A 21843-nucleotide genomic window follows, 5' to 3' on the forward strand; every position below is an offset into this window, starting at 1 on the left:
TTTCCGTCGGTGTGGCTTTAAGGGCATCTGCAAGTCTTGGGTTGTTTTTCCATCGTAGCGATCTTCCGTGGACGCTACACTAAGGCAATGGAAACACTCTTAACTCAGTTATCCCCAGTTGCAATGGCCTTGATGACTTCGGGTATTTTATGTGCAGCCGCTATGCGTGCTTTCACCGGTTTTGGTTTTGCGCTCATGGCGGTTCCTCTTTTGTCGCTATTTTTATTGCCAACCGATGCGGTGGTCCTTGTTGCCCTGCTGACATTGTCGACAAGCTTGGTGACTTATCGCGCTTGGTGGGGGCGTTTTGGATTACGTGATGGCCTACCTATGGTGGGCGGCTCTATTGTGGGAACCGGGGTGGGTGTCACCTTTCTCACCCAATTGTCGCTTGCGCAGTTTCAGTTATGGATTGGACTCATCGTTATTTTTTTATGCCTAGTGCTGAGTCGTTATAAACCTCAATCCCATGTGGGCGGCCCCAGAATAGCGGCCGGCACTGGCACTTTGTCGGGTTTGATGAATGGTGCCTTTGCCATACCCGGCCCCCCCGTCATTATTTATGCGATGGCGTGTATACCAGAGCCTGCAAATAGTCGTGGCTTTCTGATGGCTTTTTTCATGATGTCCAGCCTGATCTCGCTGACCACGTTTACGGTGTCAGGCTTGGTAACAACGACACCATTTCGCCTGCTGATGCTCGCACTGCCGTCAATGTTAGTGGGCGATCGATTGGGGACTTGGTTGTTTCTTCGTATCGGCGGCCAAGCTTATCGACCCGTAGCGCTGGCGGTCTCATTAGGCGTTGGCTTGGCGATCACGGTGAAAGCGTTGTTCGCCATGGGGTTTACTGCTTGACGTTATCTCTAACAATACGCGCTTTTTGACGGTCCCAATCTTTGGCTTTTTCCGTATCGCGCTTGTCGTGCTGCTTCTTACCCGCCGCGAGCGAAATTTTTGCTTTGGCTAAGTGGCCCTTCCAATACAGCGCAGTGCAGACGCAAGTTTGGCCCTTTTGAGACAGCGCCGCATTAATTTGAGCCAGCTCCCGTTTGTTTAGCAGCAATTTTCGGGTGCGTGTGGGATCGGTGACGTAATGTGAGGACACGGTTTCCAGCGGCGATATCTGCGCGCCAAACAAAAATGCCTCGCCATTTTTCATCAATACATAGGAGTCAGTCAGCTGCACCCGACCCGCGCGCATGGATTTAACTTCCCATCCGGCCAAAGACAGCCCTGCCTCATAAGACTCCAGCAAGTGGTAGTCGAAGCGAGCGCGCTTATTCTGCGCGATAGTATTGTCCTGTATTTTCTTTTTCGATTTGCCCATAGGGTGCATTATACGGGTTCGCAGGCCTAGAGAATCATATTGCGTGTTAGATAATAATGTTCCGCAACCTTGGCAGGGCCAAACGACTTTGGTGTTTGCCCTCGCGGCCTGTTCCATAGGTCTGGGCAATGTACTGCGCATGCCTTATTTGCTGGGTGAGCATGGTGGCGCACCTTTTTTCTTAAGTTATGTGGTCACGGTTTTTACCGTCGCGGTGCCTTTGCTAACCGCAGAGGTCATGCTGGGTAGTAAAGGCAGAGCATCGCCGCTGGGTGCTTTGCGGTGGGCCAGTGACCAGTCGGGTCGCTCCACACACTGGAGTCTCCTGGGTGTTATTCAGTGTCTGTTGGGTGTCATGCTGGCTATTTACTGCCTACCTATGATTGCTTGGATGGTTGATCGGGCTGTTGTTCTTAATTCAGGGCTCCTTGCCTCAGCGAGCGCCACAGAGGTGGCAACAAATTTTAAGCAGCTCGTTGACATACCCAATGTGACCATTCTCGTTGCTCTCGTGGGTTTGGTGACACTTTTAGCCGCCCTAGGGCCGCAGGTAGCAATGGCATTAATTGGATGGATTGCCCTGCCCGCGATGGCAGTCGCACTTTTCAGTCTTTTGCAGTACGGGATTGAATTCGGCGATCTTGAGTCGGCGGGGGATTGGTTATTTGGCGTTAATTACTCCAATTTTGGCTGGGAGGCAGCCATGATGGGCATGCTCAGCGGAGTTCTAACCTTGGTGGCTGGGCTCGGTGTGGGAAGTGTTTTTGGTGCGCGTTCGCCCAAAAATCTGCCCTTATTGCGGGCGGTTATCGCAGCAGCCCTACTGGATGTGGCCTTTATGCTGGCGACTGCGGTGGCGTTGCTGTCTTTGTTGGGGGCAACGAATGTATTACCCGCAGAGGGGTTGGCTTTTGTCTTTGTGGCCGTACCTTATGCCTTTGCTAATTTGCCCTTGGGTGAGGTTTATGGAGCGGTTTTTTTTGGCTTCGCAGCGTTGGCTACCTTTGCTGCTTTATTGGCCTTGCTCGAACCCTCAGTGATGCTTCTGCATCAGGAGGGCGGTATGAACCGCAATTTGGCCGCACTCATTGTAGGCGCTAGCCTAGGGCTGGGGGTGTTTGGGCTCGAACACTTTGGACAGCAAATCGGGTTTTTACCGCTATTACTTGATGTGACAATTGTTGGGATCCTGTTGCTGCTGAGCATATTTGTTGCCTGGCGAATGCCGAGGCCCTTTGCTAGGGCTGAGTTGTTCAGAGAGCCTCGCTGGCTATTTATTGTCTGGTGGTTGTGTCTGCGCTTTGTTGTACCGACGGTGCTCGTATTAGTGCTAATTTGGCAACTCTTAGCGCCACGTTGAAGGTGCTGAGGTAAGATCACGACATGACCACTATTGATCGCAGCGCGCTTTTGCCTTTTTCTGCCGAGAGTATTTTTGACTTGGTGGCCGATATTGAGGGTTACCCAGAATTTTTACCCGGATGCGTGGGAGCCGAGATTATTGAACAAGACAGCGGTAAGGTTACGGCCCGCTTGGCCCTGTCACGCGCAGGCATTACACAAAGTTTTATGACTCAGAACACCCTCACGCGAGCTCAGACAATTGATTTGCGACTAATTGATGGGCCGTTCGAGCGTTTTTCCGGCGTTTGGACGTTTAGATCACTCGCGCCTGAGGCCTGTAAGGTGGCGCTGCTGTTAGATTTTCGACTCAAAAGCAGCTTAATTCACGTGGCGGCGGGTAAGTTGTTTGATCGTGTGGCCCACGATCTCGTCGATGCTGTGGTTAAGCGGGCTCATAATTCATTGGGAGGTTCTGCGCCGTGACAGATTCAATGGCGATCGAAGTGGCTTATGCCCTGCCAGAAAGGCAGCTCATCCGAACACTAACGGTGCCCCGCGGGACAACGGCCCACGAAGCGGTTTCCCTGTCTGGGATCGAGGGCGAGTTCGATGAGCTGAGCTTGGCCGACAGTCCAAAGCTGGGTATTTTCGGCAAGGCCATTAAAGGGGATCAGGTACTCAACCCCGGCGAGCGGGTTGAAATCTACCGTGCGCTAAAAGTGGATCCAAAGGAAGTGCGCAAGCGACGGGCTGCTGAAGCGAAAGAGCGCCGTGCTGAGGGGGAGGGTTAGGCTTTAAGCCCCTTCTTGCGCTTCCCCGTCAGCAGAGTCACTCTGCGGAGCCTGTTCGGTTGTGCTCGCCCAGTCGGGGACTTCACTGCCAGTGACATTAACGAGGTTGTCACCCTCAAAAAATACTGACAGTTTGCTTTCCTTAAGGGTCTTATTGCCGTTACGTAAAAAGTAACGGTAATCCCAACGATCGGTGTTGAAGGTGTCCTCTATCAAAGGTGTTCCCATAACAAACCGCACCTGTCTGCGAGTCATGCCCGGCTTAAGTTGCTCGATCATCTCCGGGGTGACAATGTTCCCTTGCTCAACGTTAATGCGGTAGGCACTGAGGAAACTCAAGCTGCCGCTACAGCCCGAGAGTAGGACCAAGGCCAGCGTTAGCGGTATTAGGGGGCTGCGAAGATGCAATGCCATCGGATTTTGGTTCCAAGCTTCGATCTGGTCGGGCATGATACCCCGTAAACACCCACAACGGTCACGGAAAATTATTATGCCCAGTGAAAACCTCGAGCTTCGCAAGGCGGGCCTTAAGGTCACCCTGCCTCGTATCAAGATCTTACAAATGCTTGACTCTACCTCTGAAAGCGCCGAGCACCTGAGTGCTGAAGATGTTTATCAGCGCCTACGCGACACCGGTGAGGATGTCGGCTTAGCAACGGTGTACCGTGTTCTGACGCAGTTTGAGACCGCTGGGCTCGTGACACGCCACAATTTTGAAACAGGTCACTCGGTATTCGAGCTGTCCTCTGATGACCACCACGACCATATGGTCGACGTGGAAAGTAATGAAGTGGTGGAGTTTTTCGACGAAGTTATTGAAGCGCGACAGCATGAAATAGCCGAGGCCAATGGTTACGAAATTATTGATCATTCGTTGGTGCTTTATGTGCGCAAGCAGCGCTAACACGGCTGTTAGTGCAGGTTAAGCATTTCTCGGGCATGAGCTCGGGTGCTTTCAGTGATAGTTAGCCCGCCTTGCATACGAGCAATTTCTTCGACTCGGGCTTCTGTCTCTAGCCTATTCACCTCCGTGAAAACGGCTGCAGCGTCCCCTGTTTTACTGACCTGCAGGTGGTTTAGGCCCTTGCAAGCGACTTGAGCCAAATGGGTCACGCATAGCACCTGAACCCGTTGGCTGAGCTGATTAAGCAGCTCTCCGACAACCTCAGCGACCCCGCCGCCTATACCGACGTCGACTTCATCGAAAATCATGGTGGGGGCGGTGGCACTTTCTGCAGCAGCCACTTGAAGGGCGAGACTTATCCGAGACAGCTCTCCACCCGAGGCGATTTTGGCCAGCGACCCTGGCGCACTGCCCGGATTGGTGCTGATCAGAAATTCGACCTGTTCCGCACCGGCTGGATCGGGTGTGTCCTCCGAGCGTTGAGTTAACACCACCTGAAAATCACAGCGCTCCATGGCGAGACGGGTCAGTGTGGTTGAGACGTGCCCAATGAGCTGTTTTGCGGCTTTTTTACGTTTTGCAGTCAGTTTTTTTGCGGTCTTGGACCAAGTTGACTGAGCAATTTCAAGGTCTTTCTCCAGTTGATTCAGTTGATCAGGGCCTGCATTGAGTGTCTCAAGCTCAACCTTAAGCTGGGCATGGCGCTGGGTCAGCTCCTCTGGCATGACACGGTGCTTTCTAGCCAGGTCGTAGACCTGTTCTAAGCGATCAGTAACCCATTGTAGTTGTCCTGGATCACGATCGAGTTGATCGGTGTACCGGATGAGCTCGCTTTGTGCCTCTTGCAATTGAATTTCCGCGGTCTCGAGCATTTCGCGGATATTATTCATAGTTGCGCCCTCGTGGCGCTCATCAGAGACCAACTGCCGGGTGCGAACAAGCTGCTCGAGTTGCTGCTCACAATGCTCTTGGGCTTGCCCGGCACTGTCGATTAAAAAGTCAGCATTATGAAGCTGCTTTTGCTGTGCCTCGAGGCTCTGTAGTTCCTCGGCACCAAGATCCAGCGTATCAAGCTCGGAGACCTGATAAGTGAGCAGATCGAATCGCGCCGTATCAGCCGCAGATTGTCCCGTCTTTTGTTCAAGCTCTGTGGCAAGGGTGTGCCATTGCGCAGAAGCCTGAGCGACCTCTGCCGCTAGACCAGTGGCGCCAGCTGTGGCGTCTAATAGGGCGCGCTGACTCGCTCTGCGCAGGAGCGACTGATGAGCATGCTGGCTGTGTATATCGACGAGCAGCGCACCAACGGCCGCACAATCCACAAGGGTTGCAGGTGCGCCATTAATAAATGCTTTTGAGCGCCCGTCGGCGCCCGCCACGCGTCGAAGAATGCATTCTTGGGTCGGCAGGTCGAGTTCCCGCTCATGGAGCCAGTTGCCTACCGCGGGGAGCTCGTCGATTTGAAAAACCGCCGTGATATCGGCGCGCTTTGCCCCTGGCCTTACAGTGCGCGCATCTGCCCGATCACCAATACAGAGCCCCAAAGCATCCAACATTATGGACTTGCCCGCTCCGGTTTCTCCGGTAATCACTGTCATGCCGCTCTCTAGATCCATGTCGAGAGAGGCGACAACGGCATAATCGCGGATGGTGATTTGCTTAAGCATAAAGGGCGTCCAGTTATTTCCTCTTTTATAGCGCAACATGCCTCAATCAGGAAAGGTCGAAGACGGTTCTTTGTCCTGAACCTCGGCTGTGTTACTAATTAGGGATGACTATCGACGCCATTTGCTATGCCAACTACTGATCTCTCAGGCCGCGCGACGGATTTGCTGCGGACCTTAGTCGAAATGCATATCCGCGATGGCCAGCCTGTGGGTTCTAAAAGTCTGCAGGCTCACAGCACGCTATCGGTCAGCCCAGCAACCGTCCGCAATATAATGTCTGATCTGGAAGACCGAGGACTTCTGACTTCTCCCCACACCTCGGCGGGGAGGATTCCTACAGCAAGGGGTTATCGGCTTTTTGTAGACACGCTGCTACAGGTTCAGCCTATTGAAGAGAACGCGGTTCTTGCTCTGCGTGAAGAACTCAACCCCAACCGTACGGCAAAGGATTTGGTGCAAACGGCATCCTCACTGCTAGCTCAGGTGACGTCGCAGGCTGGCATTGTTACCGTGCCGAGAACCGAGGTGAATGCCTTAAGACAGGTAGAGTTCCTGCCGTTGTCAGAAAATCGTGTGTTGGTGATTTTGGTGATCAACGAGCGCGAGGTACAAAACCGAGTGATCGAGTTGGCTCAACCCCTCACTGAGGCTCAGTTGAAGGCGGCGGCTGATTTAATTAACCAACGGTATGCTGGTGCTGATTTGGTGGAGGTTAAGGCTCGGCTCGTTCAAGAAATGGCTGAGGCGAGAAGTCGTATTGATGAATATATGGCTGCGGCACTCGATTTGGCGAACCGCGCGCTGGATGACGGTGAGCCCGGTGAGGATTACGTCGTAGCTGGAGAGAACTTTCTCTTGGGACAAGCCCATCCAGAGGATATGGATAAGCTGCGGGAGCTTTTTGATGCCTTTCAGCATAAAAGAGACGTACTGGAGTTACTTGAGCGCTCGTATCGTGCCCAGGGCGTACAAATCTTTATTGGTGAGGAAGCCGGTTACGACGTTTTTGGTGATTACTCTGTGGTTACCGCGCCTTATGCTCAAGGTAGCCGAACATTAGGCGTGTTAGGCGTGATTGGACCGACTCGTATGGCTTACGAACGCGTCATTCCGATGGTTGATGTCACGGCGCGGATGCTCAGTGCTGCGCTTTCACGGTCCTGACTTATTGGGTGACAATTACACCGGTCTGAACCGCGTTGCGGTAGATTTTAAGCCGCCGCTGCCTGACAAAATCAGTTAGGGCCTCGATCTTCCTACAGGACTGTGTCCAAGCAATAAATGGCCTCATGGCGGCGTGCCACCAAATGTATATAGGGGCAGTCCTGTGTCTGGGGCATGCTTTTTTGCCCAATGGCGTCCTCACCTGTTTGCAATGCCCAATGGCTCTAGATTTCGATGAAAGCCCTACTAATTGGGGGCGGTGCTTGAAATCCGTACCAACCATCCCCATTTCCGGTTTCAAACCAAGGAAGCGCGTTCTGCGTAGCCTGACCACATTATGATTGAACCATGCCAGAGGGCACCGGAAATGGCAGAAGACAAGACTGAATACACCGATGACGAATCCCCTACTGCCGTGGGTGGCACGTTGGATGTGACAGATGATGATGCAGAGCTGGAAGCGCTGAACCCCGAAGAGGTTACCGCGCAATTGGAGGCGGATCTTGCCGAGGCAAAAGATGCCGCGCTTCGCGCTCAGGCCGACGCTGCTAACGTTCAACGCCGCGCTGAGCAGGAGGTTGAAAAGGCTCGGAAATTTGCTCTAGAGCGCTTTGTTAGCGAGTTGCTGCCGGTGGTCGATAACATGGAACGTGCTCTGGAAGCCGCGGGCAGCGATGAGGTGATGAAGCCCATTGTTGAGGGTATTGAGCTGACGCAAAAGAGCTTGATCGATGTCCTGCAAAAACATGGCGTGGAGACCGTAGACCCGATGGGAGAACCCTTCGATCCGCAAAACGCTCAGGCTATGAGCATGGTGGAGAATCCCGAGGTGGAACCGAATACGGTGATTGCCGTTATGCAGAAGGGATATCAATTAAACGGGCGATTAGTTCGCCCAGCAATGGTCATGGTGAGTAAGGCTGCAGAGTAATTCCCACACAAAGCGTCTTGAATTTTTTTAAATCGGACCCATCTATACAAGCAAGCAAGGATAACGGGCAAAAGCCCCGTTAAGAGGAGAGAGTCATGGGCAAAATTATTGGAATAGACCTTGGAACCACCAATTCATGCGTATCGGTGTTGGAAGGTGGCAAGGCACGAGTTATTGAAAATGCAGAGGGCGGACGCACTACCCCTTCGATTGTTGCTTATGCTGACGATGATGAAGTGCTGGTAGGGCAGGCGGCCAAACGTCAGGCGGTCACAAACCCCACCAACACGCTGTATGCGGTTAAGCGGCTCATCGGCCGACGTTTTGAAGACAAGGTGGTACAGAAGGACATCAAGATGGTGCCTTACAACATTGTCAAAGCTGACAATGGCGATGCCTGGGTTGAGGCCAAGGGCAATAGCATGGCGCCGCCACAGGTTTCTGCTGAAGTCCTGCGCAAAATGAAAAAGACCGCCGAAGAGTTTCTGGGTGAAACGGTTTCAGAAGCGGTAATTACAGTGCCGGCGTACTTCAATGATTCGCAGCGCCAAGCCACAAAAGACGCGGGCAAAATTGCGGGGCTTGAGGTCAAGCGCATTATCAATGAGCCGACTGCGGCAGCGTTGGCTTACGGCATGGATAAGTCTCAGGGCGATCGCACCATTGCGGTCTACGACCTGGGTGGCGGTACCTTCGATATTTCAGTCATTGAAATTGCTGAGGTCGATGGTGAGCACCAGTTTGAGGTTCTCGCAACCAACGGCGATACCTTCCTCGGCGGCGAAGATTTTGACCTCCGGTTGATCGAGTATTTGGCCGACGAATTCAAGCGAGAGAATGGCATTGATTTGCACGGTGATCCTCTCGCGTTGCAGCGCCTTAAGGAGGCTGCTGAAAAAGCCAAAATCGAGCTCTCCAGCGCCCAGCAGACGGAAGTAAATTTACCGTACATTACGGCTGACGCCACAGGGCCCAAGCACTTGGTGGTCAAGCTGTCGCGGTCTAAGCTCGAATCTCTGGTAGAGGAGCTGGTAACACGCTCACTGGATCCGGTAAAAACAGCTTTGGCAGACGCTGGCCTGTCGCCCTCCGAAATTCAGGACGTCATTTTGGTCGGTGGACAGACGCGCATGCCTTTAGTGCAGACGACAGTATCCGACTTCTTCGGCAAAGAGCCACGCAAGGATGTGAACCCTGACGAGGCGGTAGCCATGGGTGCATCAATTCAGGGTGCGGTATTGGCCGGTGACGTCAAAGACGTTCTTCTGCTTGACGTGACGCCACTGACTTTGGGTATTGAAACCATGGGCAGTGTGGCAACGCCATTGATTGAAAAGAACACCACGATTCCAACAAAGAAATCACAGGTGTTCTCAACGGCTGAAGACAACCAGACCGCGGTAACCATCCATGTGGTTCAGGGTGAGCGCAAGCAGGCGGCTCAAAATAAGTCCCTCGGTCGATTCGATTTGGCTGATATTCCACCGGCTCCGCGAGGCGTACCTCAGGTTGAGGTAACTTTTGATCTCGATGCAAACGGTATTCTGAATGTATCTGCTAAAGATAAGGCCACGGGCAAAGAGCAGTCGATTCGTATTACTGCATCGGGCGGCCTCTCAGAAGATGAAATCGAGCAAATGGTGCAGGACGCCGAGGCTAACGCCGAAGCCGACAAGAAGTTTGAGGAGATGATCACTGTTCGAAACACCTGCGACGGCATGGTACACGCGGCACGAAAAACTCTTGAAGAGGCTGGTGAGCATTCAACCGTAGATGAGCGAGCTGCTATTGAAGCCGCGATTGCCGAGGCCGAGGAGGCCATGAAGGGCGACGATAAAGAAGCGATTGAAGCCGCTACGGCGAAAATCACTGAAGCAACTGGGCCGGTAGCGCAAAAAATGTATGCGGCTCAGGAAGCAGAAGGTGCGTCTGACGCTGCTGGCGCAGAAGCCGGTGCTGCAGAGAGCCCCGCCGATGATGGCGACGTGGTTGACGCCGAGTTTGAGGAAGTGAAAGAAGACGACAAGCCATAGGTTCCCTGGCTGCGTGATATGTGCACATATCATGCAGCCCATGTCAGGGAGTAACATGGTAAGTTCGACGCGGGTTTTTTCAAGCCCGCGTATTTTTTTTTGGGGGGAGCGGCATCCCCTCTAGGTAACTAAGGTTAATCAGCAATGTCCAAGCGTGATTATTACGAAGTGCTCGGGGTAGATCGATCTACAACAGATCCGGATATCAAAAAGGCTTATCGCCGTATCGCCATGAAGTTCCACCCCGATCGGAACCCCGATGATAAGGATGCCGACGCAAAATTTAAGGAGGCGACCGAAGCCTACGACGTTCTGATGAACGCCGATAAGCGGGCTGCATACGATCAATTTGGCCATGCGGGGCTCGAGCAGGGTGCTGGCGGTGGCGGCTTCCAAGGTGGTTCAAGCTTCAGCGATATTTTTGGCGATGTCTTTGGCGACATTTTTGGCGGCGGTGGAGGTGGTGGGCGTCAGGGTCCGCAGCGCGGCTCAGATCTGCGCTATACCATGGAGGTAAGCCTCGAAGAGGCCGTTCGTGGTGCAACACGAGAGATCAAAGTACCCACGCTGCAACATTGTGACACTTGCGATGGCAGCGGGGCCAAGCCGGGCACCAATCCAGTTACCTGTGGCAGCTGTGGTGGTGCGGGCCAAGTGCGCATGCAGCAGGGCTTTTTCCAGGTGCAGCAAACTTGCCCCAAATGCCGCGGCGCAGGAAAGACCATCTCAGACCCTTGTCGCGATTGCCGGGGACAAGGGCTCTTGGAGAAAACCAAAACGTTATCGGTCAAGGTGCCTCCCGGGGTTGATACCGGTGACCGTATCCGGTTGAGCGGAGAAGGTGAGGCTGGCCCAGCGGGCGGTCCCAACGGTGACTTGTTTGTGCAGATTGCCGTGCGCCAACATAACCTTTTTGAAAGGGATGGGCGCAATTTGTATTGCGAGGTCCCCATAAATTTTGTTGATGCGGCTTTAGGTGGAGAGCTCGAGGTTCCCACCCTAGACGGGAAAGTGAAATTAAAAATTCCTTCCGAAACGCAAACGGGCAAAATGTTTCGCCTGCGAGGTAAGGGCGTACTGCCTGTGCGTGGAGGACCCATTGGTGATCTGATGTGTAGAGCCGTAGTCGAAACACCGGTAAATCTGAGCGCGCAACAGAAACAATTATTGCAGGAATTCCGCGCCACCCTCGACGAAGGGGGCAATCGTCAGTCGCCGCGTCAATCGAGTTGGTTTGAGGGCGTAAAGTCTTTTTTTGACGGAATGACTAAGTGACCACAAAGGTGGCAATCGCGGGAGCATCGGGCCGAATGGGTCGTATGCTGCTCGAGGCTGTTGCGGCGGGTGATCAGGACTTGGTTTTGGGCGCTGCCATTGTGCGACCCAACAGCGCGCTGTGTGGTGTTGATACTGGCGTGTTTTTGGGCGGGCCTCCTTCAGGCGTTCTTTTCTCTGGAGACGCCAATGCGGCGATTGCGGGGGTTGATGTGGTCGTTGACTTCACGCCTCCCGATGCAGCCTTGGTGAACGCAGAATACTGTGCCTCAACAGGGCGGCCGTTGGTCTCTGGCACCACCGGATTTTCTACGCAGGATGCCCAGCGATTCCGCGAAGCCACGCAAAATATCCCACTCTGCCAAGCGTCAAATTTCTCTACTGGAGTGAATCTTGCCTATCGGCTGTTGGCACAGGCGGCGGCAATTTTAGGTGGCGAGGCTGACATCGAAATAAGCGAGGCCCATCATCGACACAAAGTGGATGCGCCCAGTGGCACAGCCATAGCCATGGGTGAGGTTGTAGCTGAAACCCTAGGACGCAATTTAGCCGAGGTAGCGGTGTATGGCCGTGAGGGTCACACCGGCGAAAGAGCACGAGAAACCATTGGTTTTTCAACACTGCGTGCTGGAGATATTGTGGGTGACCATACGGTTACTTTTGCGGCTCAGGGTGAGCGCCTCGAAATTACACACAAAGCCAGCTCTAGAATGGCTTTTGCCCGGGGTGCCCTTCGCGCTGCGGTCTGGTTGATTAGTCAAAAGCCTGGCATGTACGACATGCAAGATGTTCTGGGTTTAAAGGAGAATTAAGTCGTGAATTCAGTCGCTCATGTTGTCAACATTGACGAAACTAACGCTCAGGAACAGCTTATTGAAGAGTCGCACAATAGGCCCGTAGTCGTTGATTTTTGGGCCGACTGGTGTGAACCCTGTAAGCAACTGATGCCTATTTTGGAAAAGTTAGCCACAGAATACGCCGGCGCTTTTTTGCTGGCTAAAGTTAATGCAGATGAGCAGCAAGGGCTGGCAGGCCAGTTGGGTGTTAGAAGCTTGCCCACCGTTATGGTGATCAAGGACGGGCAGCCCATTGACGGTTTTGCCGGAGCCCAGCCTGAGTCTGCTGTTCGGGAAATGTTGGAAAAGCATTTGCCGTCGCCTTGGAATGCGAAAATTGCAGAGGCAACTGCGCTGTTGGATGCGGGAGATACGGCGGGTGCCTTGGCGCTACTGCGTGGCGCCTGGGAGGATTCCAATAAGCTGACAGAGTTAACCCATGCTTATGCCGGGGCCTTGATAGAGGCCAATAGACTCGATGACGCCACGACCGTTCTCAGTGAGGTCCGAATGGTTGATCAGGACGCCCTTCATGAGCAGCTGATGGCTCAGATTGAGCTAAAGCGGGCGGCGGGTAAATCGCCCGAGATAGAAGCTTTAGAAGTGGAGCTCGCGGCCAATAGTGATGATCACGGGGTGAGGGTTCAGTTGGCCGTACAGCTAAGCGCTGCCGACCACCACAAAGAAGCGTTGGAGCACCTGCTAACCGTGTTGCGATCCGATCGTGACTGGAACAACGGTGAAGCAAAGCGCCTTTATTTGGATACGCTGACAACAATTGGTAAGGGCGACCCGCTGGCGGCGGAATACCAGCGTAAACTTTTTTCCATTCTGTATTAGAAAGTGCTGGGTAAAGCGGCCTTCGCAGCCCTAGCCAACTTTTCTCTGGCCCTCACGTCATCTGGTGGCATGGTAAGGCCCTCCTTGTCGCTAGACACCCGTTCCCCTGCCCAGAAAGGGCGCAAAGCCTAGCAAATATCAAGTCTGGTAAAGGGCACTTGCAATCGCCGCCTAACTTGCCTACATTCCACAGCGTAGAAAAACATACTCAAGGTTCAAAACACGGCGGTTTGCTCACCAAATCGCCCCTGATAATTGGAGGCACGTATGGATATTGCGTTTTCACCCGAAGAATTGGCGTTCCGGGACGAGGTTCGTGGCTTTTTTGACGAGCAGTTTGACGATGAGCTTGTCTCTCGCCTGCGCGGAGAGAACTTTAAAGAAGCTATCGTTGAATGGCAGCAGCGGCTCTACAAGAAGGGCTGGATTGCGGCTAATTGGCCCGTTGAGCACGGCGGTACTGGATGGACCCCCACGCAGAAGTACATTTACGAGACCGAGCGCTCTGAGCGCGGTATACCCGGTGTCATTCCTTTTGGCATTGGCATGGTCGGCCCTATGATTTACCAGTTCGGCACGACCGAACAGAAGGAGAAGTTTCTCCCTGGAGTTCTCGACAGCACGACTTGGTGGTGTCAGGGCTACTCTGAGCCGGGTTCTGGGTCAGATTTGGCGTCGTTGAAGACAAAGGCCGAGCTGGATGGCGACCATTACGTGATTAACGGCGCCAAAATCTGGACGAGTTATGCTCAGTATGCCGATTGGATCTTTGTGCTGGTACGAACCAGCAATGAGGGGAAGAAGCAGGAAGGCATCACGTTCATTTTGGTTGATATGAAGACCCCAGGTATCAAGATCAACCCGATCATCTCGATAGATAACGAGCACAGTCTCAACGAGGTTGAGTTCAGTGACGTGCGTGTGCCAGTTGAGAACGTTGTCGGTGAAGTAAATAAAGGATGGACCGTTGCCAAGGCGCTGTTGGCCCATGAGCGAACGGGTATTGCCGACGTTGCTCAGTCTAAGCGTAATCTTCGCTTGATTAAGGAAGCTGCTGCTGCCGAGATGAATGGCGGTAAGCGCTTAATGGATGACGCGGGTTTCCAAGCCAAGGTTGCGGACCTTGAGATTGAACTCATGGCCCTTGAATTTACCGAGTTACGTACCCTTGCAGCGATGGCCGCTGGTGGCTTTCCTGGGCCTGAGTCGTCACTTCTCAAGATAAAAGGCACTGAGCTGCAGCAGGCAACTCAAGAGCTGCGCATGGAAACTGCCGCTTATTACCAGGGAGTTCTGCCGAACGGTATGGATCCTGAAGTCCTAGGCCACAGTTGGACCCATGAAGCCTTCCGAAACTACATGTACGGGCGAGCAGCGACCATTTACGGCGGTTCTAATGAAGTGCAAAAGAACATTATCGCTAAATACGTACTGGGCCTGGAATAACGGTCCAGAGGGGACAAGATTATGAATTTTGATTTTTCAGAAGAGCAACAAATGGTACGCGATTCTATCGCGCGTTTTGTGCAGGATGACTACGACTGGGATACCCGACGCGCGATTGTGGCCTCGGATACTGGTATGAGTGATAAAGCATGGCAGACGTTTGCCGAGCTGGGTTGGTTGTCGATCCCATTTGCTGAGGAAGACGGCGGATTTGGCGGGAATATTGTCGATACCATGGTCATCATGGAGGAAATTGGTAAGGGTTTAGTTGTCGAGCCTTATTTGCCGACTGTTGTGCTGTTTGGTGGCCTCATTGCTCGCGCGGGTAACGAAGCACAGCGCAACGCCTGGATTCCTTCGATTATTGAGGGATCGACCTCGGGTGCCTTTGCCTACGTAGAGCGTCAAAGCCGTTTCGAAATTGCTGATTGTTTGACTCAGGCGAAAGCCGCTGGTGATGGCTGGGTACTCAACGGTGAGAAGGTGGTTGTTTTCAACGGAGCTAACTGCAATCAACTGATTGTTTTAGCACGCACATCCGGCGAGCAGTGGGACCGTGAGGGATTATCGCTGTTTGTGGTTGCTGCCGATGCTGAAGGTGTGAATCGTGTTGATTACCCGATGATGGATGGCCAACGCGTTGCAAACATAACGTTCAGTGATGTCGCTTTGAATGCGGATGCTTTGCTTGGGGAGGCCGGCACTGCTATGGCTACCGTTGAGGCGATGATTCAAGAGGCGACGATAGCGCTTATGGCTGAGGCCGTTGGCTGCATGGGCACCTTGAATGCGAAGACGTTGGAATACACCAAAACGCGAGAGCAGTTTGGCGTGGCTATTGGCTCATTCCAGTCGTTGCAGCATCGTATGGTGGACACCATGATGGCCTACGAGCAGGCAAAGTCGCTGCTGTTTAAAGTTGTGTGCGAATACAAGCAGGACCCTGCAAGTGCCGACGCCAGTATTCACGCTCTCAAAGTGCTGATCGATAAGAACGCCAAGTTAGTCTACGGTGAGGCTACCCAAATGCACGGCGGTATGGGTATTACTGACGAGCTGGACATTGGTCATTACGCCAAGCGCCTAATGATGATCAACACGACCTTTGGTGATGCCACTTATCATCGCGCTCAGTTCATGGACAAGGCTTACGCGGCTTAAAGCTAAGCGTTGTTTGACGGAACCCGCCATTCTTTGGCGGGTTTTTTTTGTCCTGCTGAAATTGCAAGGGATAGTCCGGAACCCTACACTGTGCGCCCTAGACAGGGATCTAACCGTGGATAAACAGACGCGCCTAGCGCGAACAATTCTTAACGGCTTTACGGCGTATTTTGCTGAATTCGAGAATATTACGCTCGCAGCTCGCACGCGTTTCGAGCTTGCAGAGTGGGGCATCATGCAGGAGATATCGACCCGGCGAATCGATCTCTACAAAGAAAAAGTGCTAGAAACTTTGGCGTACGTGAACGTCATTGCAGATGATCGCATTTCAGACTTTACGTTTTGGACCGAGACGCGGGCTGTCTACCTCGAGTTGGTTCGAGGCATGACCAATTTCGAAATTGCAGAAACCTTCTATAACTCCATATACAACTCCGTGTTTGGTCATCACCGAATCCGTAATGAGTATGCCTTTGTGTTTTCCCCTCAAGGGGACATGCCGCCGGTCGATGTGCGGCGAGTCGTCAAGCGCTTCAGCGGTGATCTAAACAGCAGTGTTGCAGCGCTGTTGTCTGAATACGCTGTACATATCCCTTACGAAGACACCGAGCGTGACTGCGCTTCTATTGTAAAGGCGATTGAAGGCCAGCTTGGCGAGGTTGGCGACAAAGTAGCTTCGGCGGTTGAGCTGCACACCCTGGAGCATCACTTTTATCGGAACAAGGCCGTTTACATTGTGGGGAGGGTTGTTGCTGAAGGCTTACAAATTCCCTTCGTACTTCCAATGCTTCACAACAATGATGCGGCGGCCCCCGCTGTGTATATCGACACTATATTGTTTGGCTCAGATCGAGTGAGTTTGTTATTTAGCTTCACTCGAAGTTATTTCATGGTCGATGCATCGATTCCCTCTCAGTACGTTTTATTTTTGCATCAACTGATGCCCAAAAAAGATATTTCTGAGATCTACAGTGCGATTGGCCACCACCGTCACGGCAAGACTTATTATTACCGTACGGCTTACCGTCATATGCGTGCTACGACAGACCAGTTTATTGTCGCTCCCGGAATCAAGGGCATGGTGATGACTGTATTTACGCTGCCTTCTTACGAGTTTGTTTTTAAGATTATCAAAGACCGCTTTACGCCCCCCAAAGAAGTGACGCACCAGCTTGTTAAGGACAAATATAATCTGGTGAAGCGCTGGGACAGGGCGGGGCGCATGGCCGATACGCAAGAGTTCAGCAACCTTGTTTTTGATCGGTCACGGTTTTCAGAGGAGTTGATGGCAGAGCTTTACGAGACCTGCCCTTCGCAGTTGGTGATTAGCGGCACGGCACTGATTATTAAGCATTGCTACGTTGAGCGGCGCATGACGCCGCTTAATTTGTACCTGCAGAGCGCTAGCGATGAGGACGTTGATGAAGTCATGAACGACTACGGAAAATCGATTAAGGAGTTGGCTGCGGCTAATATTTTTCCGGGAGACATGCTTCTGAAAAACTTTGGTGTGACCCGCCATGGTCGGGTGGTCTTCTACGACTATGACGAGATACAGCCGTTGCTAGAATGTAATTTTCGTCGTATTCCGCCACCGCGAGACGAATATGAAGAGATGGCGAGCAGGCCTTGGTATTCGGTGGGGCCCAACGACGTTTTCCCTGAGGAATTTCGACTTTTCTTCTCGGGCAATCAACGTGCGAGGAAGGCTTTCGATGCCCGTCACAGTGAAATTTACGAGGCAGATTTTTGGACAGGTTTACAAGATCGCATTCGGGAGGGGCATGTCGACGACTTCTACCCTTACCCCCGAGTAATGCGTTTTCCTAGAGAACTGAGGAGTACGGCCTGATGGCTTCGATTTACCTTATTCGCCACGGACAGGCTTCTTTTGGCGCAGCTAATTACGACCAGCTGTCTACCTTGGGGCAACGTCAGGCTGATGTGACTGGACAGTTTCTGTCGACGATAGGCCTGAAGATAGACGCTGCAGTGGCTGGAACTTTGTCGCGCCAGCAAGAAACCGGTGCTCGGATATTGGCGGGTTTAGGTGATCCGTGTGAGTTACAAACGGACCGCCGATTCAATGAGATTAACAATGAAGAACAGGTCAGTGCGCTCTTGCCCGGTTTGATTGAAAAAGATCCCGTGCTTGCTGAAATCGCAGCTCGAGATTTCGGTGACAGTAAGGATTATCAGAAAATCATAGACGCAGTTTTCAATGCGTGGGTCAGTCCAGACTGCCCCGACTGTGGCATTACACCGTGGCCCGTGTTCCGGGACGGCGTACAAAATGCCCTGAAAGACATCATGAAATCCGTGGGAGCAGGTAAGAACACAGCGGTTTTTACCTCAGGTGGCACGATTGCTACGGCTGTTGGGCTTATTGTTGGCGCTCATCACAGTGGGTTCTATCAATTTTATGAGCCCGTTATGAATTGTTCTATCACTCGACTGATTTACAGCAGTAAACGGGTTTCATTGTCTAACTTTAATGATGCAGCACATCTGCAGCTGCTGTCCGCTCAGCTGCAAGAATCACTCGTGACTTACCGATGACTCAGATCTGGCTGGTGCGCCACGGTGAGGCCTCGGCAAGCTGGGGGGAGCATAGTGACCCTGGGTTAAGTGATAAAGGGGTACGGGAGGCCGAAGCTGCAGCAACATATTTGCAGTCAGTTGTGCCGCAAGGTGTGGGTCTAGTGAGCAGTCCCAAAGCACGAGCACAAGAAACTGCGGCACCTTTAGCCGCACGCTTAAATCGTGGCGTTGTAATTAATAATGCGTTTCAAGAGATTCAAGCCCCGGTACCCCTAGAGGATCGTCAAGTGTGGCTACAGGGTTTTATGCGTCAAACTTGGGACATGCAGGACGCTTCACTTTGGGGCTGGCGTGAGGGCATTGTGAGCGCCTTACAGAGGATCACAGAGCCCACCGTCATCTTTACCCATTTTCTGGTCATCAACACGGTTGTGGCGCACAGCCGCCAGGTCAGCAAAACGGTGCAGTGTTGGCCTGACAACGGCTCTGTTCACGATGTTGAGTTAGCCAATGGTGCGATCAATGTGGTGCGCTTGGGTCAGCAGATGACCTCGGTGGTTAATTAATCAACGAGTCTTCGGGCGCACCAAGGCTTCTTGGGTTGTGGAGGCGAGAAGCGTACCGTCTTTGCTCCAAAACTGACCGCGATTAAATCCCCGGGCGTTGCCGGCCCAAGGGCTATCGCACTCGTACAGCAAAAACTCACTGACATTCACCGGTTCGTGAAACCATATAGCATGGTCAAGACTTGCGGCGATGTGGTTGATGTCCCAGTCCTGCATCCCTTGAGGGTAAAAACTGGTGCCCAGCAAGGCACAATCTGAGATCAGGGCGAGGGCAGCTTGATGCAGCCTCGGGTCGCCCTTGAGGTGACCTGCGGCTTTGAACCAATTTTGCTGCTTTTGCTGTGGCTGCTCCGTGCGGGCGGTAATTCGGACTCGATCAATTTGATACATGTCACTGAAGCTTTTGTGTTTGGGTCCAAGGTTTAATGCAGCCGCCTCTTCAGGGGAGGGCACTTCGGGCATTTTTTCGCTATGAGTAAAACCGGCCTCGGTGATTTGATAGCTGATTGACGTGTTAAAAATGGCCTCCCCTCTTTGTCGCGCTACAACACGGCGGGTGGCGAAGGAGCGACCATCGCGAATAGGGTCAACATCGAACTCAATGGGTATTGTGGAATCCCCAGCGCGTAAAAAGTAGGCGTGCATAGAGTGAGCCATGAGGGCGCCGTCTACTGTGTCGTTAGCGGCTAGCAGACACTGGGCTAAAACCTGGCCACCAAAAATCCGAGGTTGGGGTGTAGGGCTGTGCCCTCTAAACCAGTGACGGCCGACTTGCTCGGGTTTGATCAAGTCCATGACATCTTGAAAGTTTGGCACCGATACCTCCCGGGCACATATTTAGTTGGCAGGCTTGGCTAAGCCAAAATAGAACACATCGAAGTACTCGATAGCGGTTTGATCAATGTCATCGACACGTCGCCAATCGCTAATATCCATGGCGGCATTGACCGCTCCCTCAAGCATATTTTGCATGATGGCAGCATCCACGCTGCGGAATTTGCCCGTTTCCTGGCCTTCCCGGATAAATTCACCCAGATTATTACTAGCGGCTTGAGTGCGCACAAGAACACGTCGCCGAATCGGGGGCGGCAATGCGGTAATCGTGTTGTAACGTATCAGCGGGCCAAGGTCCGAGTTCTGAATATGGAAAACTTGCCGACAAGCTGTGTCTAGCTTTTGCGGCGCAGACATTGTGCTGTTTCGAATGTCATTGTAAATGGCATCGGTCAAATCCAGCGAGTGCTCGTAGCATTGCGTGAGCAGTGCTTCCTTGTTTGTAAAATGGTAATAAAACGCACCCTTGGAGACCTGCAAATGCTCGGCTATCTCATCAAGGGATGTGCCGTTGAAACCCTTTCGGTTAAAAAATCGTGTTCCGGCTTTAAAAAACGCTTCTTGCTTGAGACGGTTTTGAGCTTCGCGATCAAAGCCTTTGGCGGGAACAACACCTTCAGCACTAAGCACGTGGTCGTTGGGCCTGTAATGGGCATCAGGCGTGAATAAGCCATGTTTAACAATGTCCCTGAGCGCGGCTCCCGCCAGTACGGCATCCTCACGAGGCATTTCATAAAGCCAATAAAATGACCAGTCTAAAGCTCCAATCAGCGCCCGTGTTGTAGCGGTGGAGTGACAGGGGCGTATGACCGACATGTCGATGCCGTCACGTATGTAGGCGCGGATACGCATGAACATGCGCAAATATTGAGCAATGAGCGCCTCACGGTGCTCATCTTTTAAAGACGCAAATTCTAGGGGCGCTGCGTAGTAGTCTCCATGACCTGACAGCGCCTTTAGAATGGTGGAGATATGTTCCTCCATGAACAGGAGCACCCGTTCCAGAGGGTCGTCAGTCGTTGCCTCGATTTGATCAAGGGTGCTGTGTGCTTGGCGCATAGCAGCGTCATAGCATTGATAAATGAGGTCTTCTTTGGTTTTTACGTAGTAATAAAGGCTTGTCTTGGTCAATCCTAGTTTATCGGCGACATCGCTCAGCGTGGTGGATCGGGCGCCCTTTGTATTAAAAAGCTTCGCCGCTCTCGATAAAATCGCACTGTGCTTTGCCTCGTGCTGAATACCGCGATTGAAGGGCGATCCGTTGTCTGTGACGTTTGCCAAAATAAAGTCATTCGCAAGATTCGATTTTTTGAACTTTAAGTATTTTTTTTGTCCGTGTCCATGTATGAGTGTTTTATTTGAACTGTAATGCCCTCTAGACTACTCAAGAGGCGCTTAGGGAGCTCTTTCTTTTATGACATCTACTATTTTATTTGAGCAAGAAGCGGGAATTGCGACGCTGCGATTTAATCGGCCGGATCGTCGCAACGCCTTGGGTCGTGAAGAGCTGTCCGGTATTCAATTGGCACTGGGCGCGCTAAAGCCCGAGACACGAGTGCTAGTTATCACCTCTGCATCCGGTTCTACGTTTTGCGCAGGCGCCGATTTACAACAGATCCGTGCCGGTGAGCTCGATGGCGATCAGTTTCAACAGGTGACTAACGAGCTGGCTGATTTATCTATACCCACCCTTTGCGTCATAAACGGTAATGTATTTGGAGGTGGCTGTGAGCTTGCGATGTCCTGTGATTTTAGACTGGCTTCTCAAGACATAAAAATGCGAGTGCCGGCCTCTGCCATTGGTTTGTGTTATCCCATTGAGGGTATCGAGCGCTTTGTCAGTCGATTAGGTGTGTCTGTGGCGAAACGTATACTTGTAGCGGCAGAGGAATTTTCTGCCGAGCAAATGCTGGAGTTTGGAATTGTTAGTCGGTTGATCAGTAGTGACAGTTTGATCAAGGAAAGCAACCTCACGGCCAAAATGCTCGCACAGCGCGCGCCACTCGCTGTGGCAGCGATGTTAAAAGTTATTCGTCAGGCAGAGCGTGGCCGCATCAATTATCAGGAAGCTCGGGATTTGGCGGCGATTTGCTCCGACTCAGACGACCTAAAAGAAGGTCTGTTGGCTCAAAAAGAGCGACGGCCAGCGGTTTTTAAAGGTTGTTAGGCGATTGCCGGTGCAG

Annotated in this window: 22 protein-coding genes; 17 read left to right on the top strand and 5 right to left on the bottom strand. The window is 52.4% G+C overall.

Features of this window, described 5'->3' with window-relative positions:
• Positions 1-87 precede the first annotated feature (87 nt).
• On the top strand, positions 88-858 hold the full coding sequence (locus ACMAY6_RS03605; RefSeq protein WP_435214511.1) for a sulfite exporter TauE/SafE family protein: 771 nt from the start codon (positions 88-90) through the stop codon (positions 856-858).
• Here ACMAY6_RS03605 and smpB read toward each other — a convergent pair.
• A complete protein-coding gene (smpB, locus tag ACMAY6_RS03610) occupies positions 848-1330 on the bottom strand; it encodes an SsrA-binding protein SmpB (RefSeq protein ID WP_040811313.1) in 483 nt (160 codons plus the stop codon). The two genes, ACMAY6_RS03605 and smpB, sit on opposite strands and share 11 nt — an antisense overlap.
• A 43-nt stretch (positions 1331-1373) precedes the next feature.
• On the opposite strand from smpB, the gene ACMAY6_RS03615 reads away from it, so the two are divergent.
• The 3 genes from ACMAY6_RS03615 to ACMAY6_RS03625 are packed head-to-tail and all read left to right on the top strand — an operon-like array spanning position 1374 to position 3465.
• A complete protein-coding gene (locus ACMAY6_RS03615; protein WP_435214513.1) occupies positions 1374-2690 on the top strand; it encodes a hypothetical protein in 1317 nt (438 codons plus the stop codon).
• Positions 2691-2713: 23 nt separating this feature from the next.
• Positions 2714-3157 carry a type II toxin-antitoxin system RatA family toxin gene (locus ACMAY6_RS03620; RefSeq protein WP_435214515.1) on the top strand — a complete coding sequence of 148 codons (444 nt, stop codon included), beginning with the start codon at positions 2714-2716 and terminating at the stop codon, positions 3155-3157.
• Entirely contained in the window at positions 3154-3465 is a 312-nt protein-coding gene (locus tag ACMAY6_RS03625; protein ID WP_435214517.1) for an RnfH family protein, read from the top strand. The genes ACMAY6_RS03620 and ACMAY6_RS03625 overlap by 4 nt, the downstream gene beginning before the upstream one ends.
• Positions 3466-3468: 3 nt before the next feature.
• Here ACMAY6_RS03625 and ACMAY6_RS03630 read toward each other — a convergent pair whose 3' ends face one another.
• The gene (locus ACMAY6_RS03630; RefSeq protein ID WP_435214519.1) at positions 3469-3915 is read right to left on the bottom strand and encodes an outer membrane protein assembly factor BamE; all 447 of its coding nucleotides are present in this window, start codon (positions 3913-3915) and stop codon (positions 3469-3471) included.
• A gap of 40 nt (positions 3916-3955) precedes the next feature.
• On the opposite strand from ACMAY6_RS03630, the gene fur reads away from it, so the two are divergent.
• Complete coding sequence (gene fur, locus ACMAY6_RS03635; protein WP_435214521.1) at positions 3956-4369, top strand: ferric iron uptake transcriptional regulator; 414 nt, start codon at positions 3956-3958, stop codon at positions 4367-4369.
• Positions 4370-4377: 8 nt separating this feature from the next.
• On the opposite strand, the gene recN is transcribed toward fur, so the two are convergent.
• Positions 4378-6033, bottom strand: a complete 1656-nt coding sequence (gene recN, locus ACMAY6_RS03640) for a DNA repair protein RecN (RefSeq protein WP_435214523.1) — start codon at positions 6031-6033, stop codon at positions 4378-4380.
• 126 nt (positions 6034-6159) lie between these two features.
• On the opposite strand from recN, the gene hrcA reads away from it, so the two are divergent.
• The 11 genes from hrcA (at position 6160) to ACMAY6_RS03695 (ending at position 18826) form a co-directional block, all read left to right on the top strand.
• Positions 6160-7197: a heat-inducible transcriptional repressor HrcA gene (gene hrcA / locus ACMAY6_RS03645; protein WP_435214524.1), complete on the top strand. Its 1038-nt coding sequence runs from the start codon at positions 6160-6162 to the stop codon at positions 7195-7197.
• A gap of 367 nt (positions 7198-7564) precedes the next feature.
• Positions 7565-8128 (top strand): nucleotide exchange factor GrpE, encoded by a 564-nt coding sequence (grpE, locus tag ACMAY6_RS03650; RefSeq protein WP_435214526.1) that lies wholly within the window; start codon positions 7565-7567, stop codon positions 8126-8128.
• 95 nt (positions 8129-8223) lie between these two features.
• On the top strand, positions 8224-10161 hold the full coding sequence (gene dnaK, locus ACMAY6_RS03655; RefSeq protein WP_435214528.1) for a molecular chaperone DnaK: 1938 nt from the start codon (positions 8224-8226) through the stop codon (positions 10159-10161).
• Positions 10162-10305: 144 nt separating this feature from the next.
• Entirely contained in the window at positions 10306-11436 is a 1131-nt protein-coding gene (gene dnaJ / locus ACMAY6_RS03660; protein ID WP_435214530.1) for a molecular chaperone DnaJ, read from the top strand.
• A complete protein-coding gene (dapB, locus tag ACMAY6_RS03665) occupies positions 11433-12248 on the top strand; it encodes a 4-hydroxy-tetrahydrodipicolinate reductase (RefSeq protein WP_435214531.1) in 816 nt (271 codons plus the stop codon). Before dnaJ ends, dapB begins: the two co-directional genes overlap by 4 nt.
• A 3-nt stretch (positions 12249-12251) precedes the next feature.
• Positions 12252-13112 carry a thioredoxin gene (gene trxA, locus ACMAY6_RS03670; RefSeq protein WP_435214533.1) on the top strand — a complete coding sequence of 287 codons (861 nt, stop codon included), beginning with the start codon at positions 12252-12254 and terminating at the stop codon, positions 13110-13112.
• A 267-nt stretch (positions 13113-13379) separates the two neighbouring features.
• Positions 13380-14558 carry an acyl-CoA dehydrogenase family protein gene (locus ACMAY6_RS03675; RefSeq protein ID WP_435214535.1) on the top strand — a complete coding sequence of 393 codons (1179 nt, stop codon included), beginning with the start codon at positions 13380-13382 and terminating at the stop codon, positions 14556-14558.
• A gap of 21 nt (positions 14559-14579) precedes the next feature.
• Positions 14580-15719, top strand: coding sequence for an acyl-CoA dehydrogenase family protein (locus ACMAY6_RS03680; protein WP_435214537.1), 1140 nt, complete (start codon positions 14580-14582; stop codon positions 15717-15719).
• Positions 15720-15834: 115 nt separating this feature from the next.
• Positions 15835-17571: a bifunctional isocitrate dehydrogenase kinase/phosphatase gene (gene aceK, locus ACMAY6_RS03685; RefSeq protein ID WP_435214539.1), complete on the top strand. Its 1737-nt coding sequence runs from the start codon at positions 15835-15837 to the stop codon at positions 17569-17571.
• The gene (locus tag ACMAY6_RS03690; RefSeq protein WP_435214540.1) at positions 17571-18278 is read left to right on the top strand and encodes a histidine phosphatase family protein; all 708 of its coding nucleotides are present in this window, start codon (positions 17571-17573) and stop codon (positions 18276-18278) included. The genes aceK and ACMAY6_RS03690 overlap by 1 nt, the downstream gene beginning before the upstream one ends.
• A complete protein-coding gene (locus ACMAY6_RS03695; RefSeq protein ID WP_435214542.1) occupies positions 18275-18826 on the top strand; it encodes a histidine phosphatase family protein in 552 nt (183 codons plus the stop codon). Before ACMAY6_RS03690 ends, ACMAY6_RS03695 begins: the two co-directional genes overlap by 4 nt.
• Here ACMAY6_RS03695 and ACMAY6_RS03700 read toward each other — a convergent pair whose 3' ends face one another.
• Both ACMAY6_RS03700 and ACMAY6_RS03705 read right to left on the bottom strand, forming a co-directional pair.
• Positions 18827-19642, bottom strand: coding sequence for an acyl-CoA thioesterase (locus ACMAY6_RS03700; RefSeq protein WP_435214543.1), 816 nt, complete (start codon positions 19640-19642; stop codon positions 18827-18829).
• Between the two features lie 21 nt (positions 19643-19663).
• Entirely contained in the window at positions 19664-20941 is a 1278-nt protein-coding gene (locus tag ACMAY6_RS03705; protein ID WP_435214544.1) for a TetR/AcrR family transcriptional regulator, read from the bottom strand.
• A gap of 133 nt (positions 20942-21074) precedes the next feature.
• On the opposite strand from ACMAY6_RS03705, the gene ACMAY6_RS03710 reads away from it, so the two are divergent.
• On the top strand, positions 21075-21827 hold the full coding sequence (locus tag ACMAY6_RS03710; protein WP_435214545.1) for an enoyl-CoA hydratase/isomerase family protein: 753 nt from the start codon (positions 21075-21077) through the stop codon (positions 21825-21827).
• The last annotated feature ends 16 nt before the right edge of the window (positions 21828-21843 follow it).

It is taken from the genome of Luminiphilus sp. nBUS_16 (genome assembly GCF_051201645.1).
Lineage (GTDB): Bacteria > Pseudomonadota > Gammaproteobacteria > Pseudomonadales > Halieaceae > Luminiphilus.